This is a genomic window from Cellulomonas sp. P4_B5_2, assembly GCF_056402235.1.
Genome location: NZ_JBFUHU010000349.1, coordinates 1 through 3,719, shown reverse-complemented (window position 1 = coordinate 3,719; position 3,719 = coordinate 1). Strand labels below are relative to the sequence as shown.

The following is a 3,719-nucleotide window of genomic DNA, read 5'->3' as shown; positions in this document are numbered from 1 at the left end:
GGTCCATCCAGCCCGGCGGCAGTCGACGCGAGACGGGGGCGTGCAGCGTGCCCCAGTGGATCGGCACGGCCTCGCGGGCGCCGACGGCCCTGCACGCCCGCGCGGCCTGGGCCGGGTCCATGTGCCCGCCGGACAGGCGAGGCCCCCACCCGCCGACCGGCACGAGCGCCAGGTCGACGGGGCCGCCCGCGAGCACCGGGAGGATCGACATGCTCGCGTACGGCGCTGTGTCTCCCGCGAACCAGATCCGGACGTCGTCGGTCGCCACCACGAAGCCGTGCGTCGAGTTCGGGCGGTGCGGCATCTGCCGGTGCTCGTGCACCGCCGGGACGAGCCGCAGCCGGACGTCCGAGCCCGGCACCGTCCACCACTCGAGGTCGGTGAGCCCGTGCCCCGACGGCACCCCGTGGCCACGCAGCCAGCGGGCGTTCGCGGGCGCGGAGAGCACCGGGACGTCCCCGACCAGGCGCAACGAGCCCAGCTCGGCGTGGTCGTGGTGCAGGTGCGAGAGCAGGACCGCGTCGGCGCCCTGCCAGTACTCGGGGCGCGGGGCGGCCCCCCGGCGGCGCAGCAGCCCGGCGTGCCGGAGCAGCAGCGGGTCCGTGAGCAGCCGGACGCCGCCGACGTCGAGCACGGTGCTCGCATGGCCCAGCCACCGGACGTGCACGGTCATGGCCGCAGCCCCGCGGCGTCGGCCCAGCGGACCAGCTGCTCGTGCACCGCCTCGGCGCCCACCAGGATCTCGTGGTCACCGACGGCCTCCCGGAGCTCGTCGGCGACCGTCCAGCGCGTGGGGTGCAGCAGGAAGGCGTGGTTCTGCGCACCGCCGATCCCACCGTGCGAGCCCACCTGTCCCTCGAAGGCGTGGATGTGCCCGCGGTCCGTGACCGTGGAGACCAGCAGCAGGTCGCCGGTGTGCGGCAGCCGGGCCGCGCGCAGCAGGTCGGCACGCCCGCGCGGTCCGTACGGGGCGRGCGGGTCCTCCCCCTCCGGCTCCGCGTCGGGCTGTTCCAGCAGGACGAGGCCGCGCGGGCCGATCGCGACGAGGCCACGTGCCTGCGTGTCGACGACGACGACCCCGACGCCGGGCCGGGCGGCGAGCCCGGTCACCATGCCCGGCCAGCGCTCCTGCAGCTCCTCGAGCGACAGCCGGTGCGGCACCTGCGGGAACCAGACGAGGCCGAGGTTCCCCGAGCCCACGGTGACCACGTCGGGCACGTCGGCTCCGGTCGCGGGGTGCTTGGGACGTCCCTGGTCGGGACCCAGGACGGCCGAGCCCCGCGACAGGTTCAGCGCGCTGTTGACCAGCGCGTTCAGCTGGCCCCAGTCCTCGCCCGTGCTGCTCTCGACGCCGTCGGCGGCGGGCTCCGCCATGTGCGCGCGCACCGAGTCCAGCAGGGTCTCGCCGCCGAGCTGCTCGTAGGTGGCACCGAGGGCCTGCCCGTGGTCGGAGAGCACCACGATCTCGTAGTCGCGCGGCGCCACCGCCGCCACGCGCTCGAGGGTGCCGAGCACGCGGTCGAGACCCTCCAGCGAGCGCAGCGACTCGGGCCGGGTGGGACCGGCGTGGTGCGCGATCTCGTCGTAGTCCACGAGGTCGACGTAGATCGAGGGGTCGCCGCGGAGGAGGGCCTCGGCGACCAACGACGTGTTCAGGTCGCGCAGGAGCACGTTGGTGATCCCCCGCAGGACGACGTACCAGCCGCCGCGCGAGATCCGCGGCTCGACGTCGCGCACCCGCTGACGGTGCGCCTGGTAGAGCTCCTTGATCATCTCCCCCGCGGACACGCTCACGGCGCGGGCCAGCACGAACGGGCTGGCGAAGAAGCGCACGTACGCGGGACCCGGTCCGAGCCCGCCGTCCGGACCCTTGGTGCGGGACTTGCTCATCACCACGAAGCTGGTCGCGGCGTCGCCGGAGAACATCGTCGAGATCGCCGTCCCCCCGCCCGCGAGCAGCCCCTTGCCCGTGGTGAGCCGCTGCTCGACCAGTGCGGCGTCCTCGGGGTGGTTGGTGACGACCAGCCGACCGAGGTCCCGGTCCCACCAGCGGAACGCGGGGATCTGGGAGGAGTCGCCGTGCAGCAGGCCCGCCTGGCTCGCCGGCGTCGTCGACGGGATCCGGGCCCACCAGGACTCCAGACTGTGGCTGCCTGTGGTCATCCACCGCTGCACGGTCGGCGCCAGCCCCGCCTCGATGGCCTCGCGGAGCACGGGGGCCGCGACACCGTCCAGCTGCACCACGAGCAGCCCGGCCTCGCGCGCCTCGCCGGCCACCCGCGGACGGATCCCCTCGCGGCGCGCCTGCCGCCGCGCGCGACGCACGAGGTCGGACACGACGTAGTCGCTGTTGCTCGCGCCGATCAGCCACCGCCCGACGGCCATGACGATCGCGGTGAGCACGAGGACCGCGAGCACGGACCAGACCGTGTCCACCGTGAAGCCCGGCACCACGGTGAGCGCCAACCACAGCACGGCGACCTGCGCGAGCAGGCCGAGCCCGAGCGCGAGCACAGCGCTGCCGCGGCGGGCGAGGAACCGCAGGGGTGCCCGAAGAACGAGGTCGCCGACCGCCACGACGAGGGCCGCGAGTGCGATGGCCCCCACGTCGTCGGCGCGGACGCCGCGGCTGAGCGCGACGGCGACGGCGAGCCCGACGCCGGTGGCGACGAGGGTCAGGGCCGCCTCACCGACGTCGCGCACGCTCGGCGCCCAGGTGGTGGTGGGCGTGCCGGTCCGGGACGTCATGAGGCAGTCTCCTAGGCGCGTGGGGGCGCCGGGCGGCGCGCGTCCGCTCCCCAGCGGTCGTTCTCCGAGATCTCGAGCTCGTCGCAGAGCGCGTGCCACACGGTGCGCGGCTCGACGTCGTCGTCGAGCGCCTGCATCGCTGTGCGCTGGTCGAGCCCGCGGAGCACGAGCTCACGCGTCAGCTCGCGGCCGTGCGCGCTGCCGAGGACCTCGTCCACCAGCAGCCAGAACTCTCGAAGCCTCACGGGTGACAGCCTGCCATCCCCCGGGGTGCGCGCGTGTCGGTGCGGGCCGACACAATGGCCAGGTGGTGCTCGACCGCTTCTCCGACCCGACCAGGACCTGGTTCACGGGCGCCTTCGCCGAGCCCACCACCGCGCAGCTCGGGGCATGGACCGCAGTCGCCGGCGGGGACCACGCGCTCGTCGTCGCACCGACGGGATCCGGCAAGACGCTCGCCGCGTTCCTGTGGGCGCTCGACGGGCTCCTGACGGGCGAGCGGTCCGACGATCCCGTCGAGCGGTGCCGCGTTCTCTACGTCTCCCCGCTCAAGGCGCTCGCCACGGACGTCGAGCGCAACCTGCGCTCCCCCCTCGTCGGCATCCGGCAGGCCGCGACCCGGCTGGGCCTCGAGCTGCCGGACGTCACGGTCGGCATCCGGACCGGCGACACGCCCCCGAACGAGCGCCGGGCCTTCGCGACGAAGCCGCCSGACATCCTCATCACCACGCCCGAGTCGCTSTWCCTGGTGCTCACGTCGGGCGCGCGGGCCGGGCTCGCCGGGGTGCGCACGGTGATCGTCGACGAGATCCACGCGGTCGCCGGCACCAAGCGCGGCGCGCACCTGGCCCTCTCGCTCGAACGGCTCGACGCGCTGCTGGACCACCCCGGCGGTCCTGGTCCGGTGCAGCGCATCGGCTTGTCCGCCACTGTGCGGCCGGTCGACGCGGTCGCGGAGTTCCTCGGCGGGG

General features: G+C 74.8%; 4 protein-coding genes. 1 reads left to right on the top strand and 3 read right to left on the bottom strand.

Annotation, left to right across the window (positions count from 1 at the left end):
- The 3 genes from AC1DUQ_RS19185 to AC1DUQ_RS19175 form a co-directional block, all read right to left on the bottom strand.
- Window positions 1-673, bottom strand: a 673-nt coding sequence (locus AC1DUQ_RS19185) for an MBL fold metallo-hydrolase (protein WP_477074370.1), incomplete at its 3' end; no start/stop codon positions are given.
- A complete protein-coding gene (locus AC1DUQ_RS19180) occupies window positions 670-2,748 on the bottom strand; it encodes an alkaline phosphatase family protein (RefSeq protein ID WP_477074369.1) in 2,079 nt (692 codons plus the stop codon). The genes AC1DUQ_RS19185 and AC1DUQ_RS19180, both read right to left, overlap by 4 nt.
- Before the next feature lie 11 nt (window positions 2,749-2,759).
- Window positions 2,760-2,993, bottom strand: coding sequence for a DUF3046 domain-containing protein (locus AC1DUQ_RS19175; RefSeq protein ID WP_421741892.1), 234 nt, complete (start codon window positions 2,991-2,993; stop codon window positions 2,760-2,762).
- A gap of 62 nt (window positions 2,994-3,055) precedes the next feature.
- On the opposite strand from AC1DUQ_RS19175, the gene AC1DUQ_RS19170 reads away from it, so the two are divergent.
- The coding region (locus AC1DUQ_RS19170) for a DEAD/DEAH box helicase (protein ID WP_477074368.1) at window positions 3,056-3,719 on the top strand (664 nt) is incomplete at its 3' end.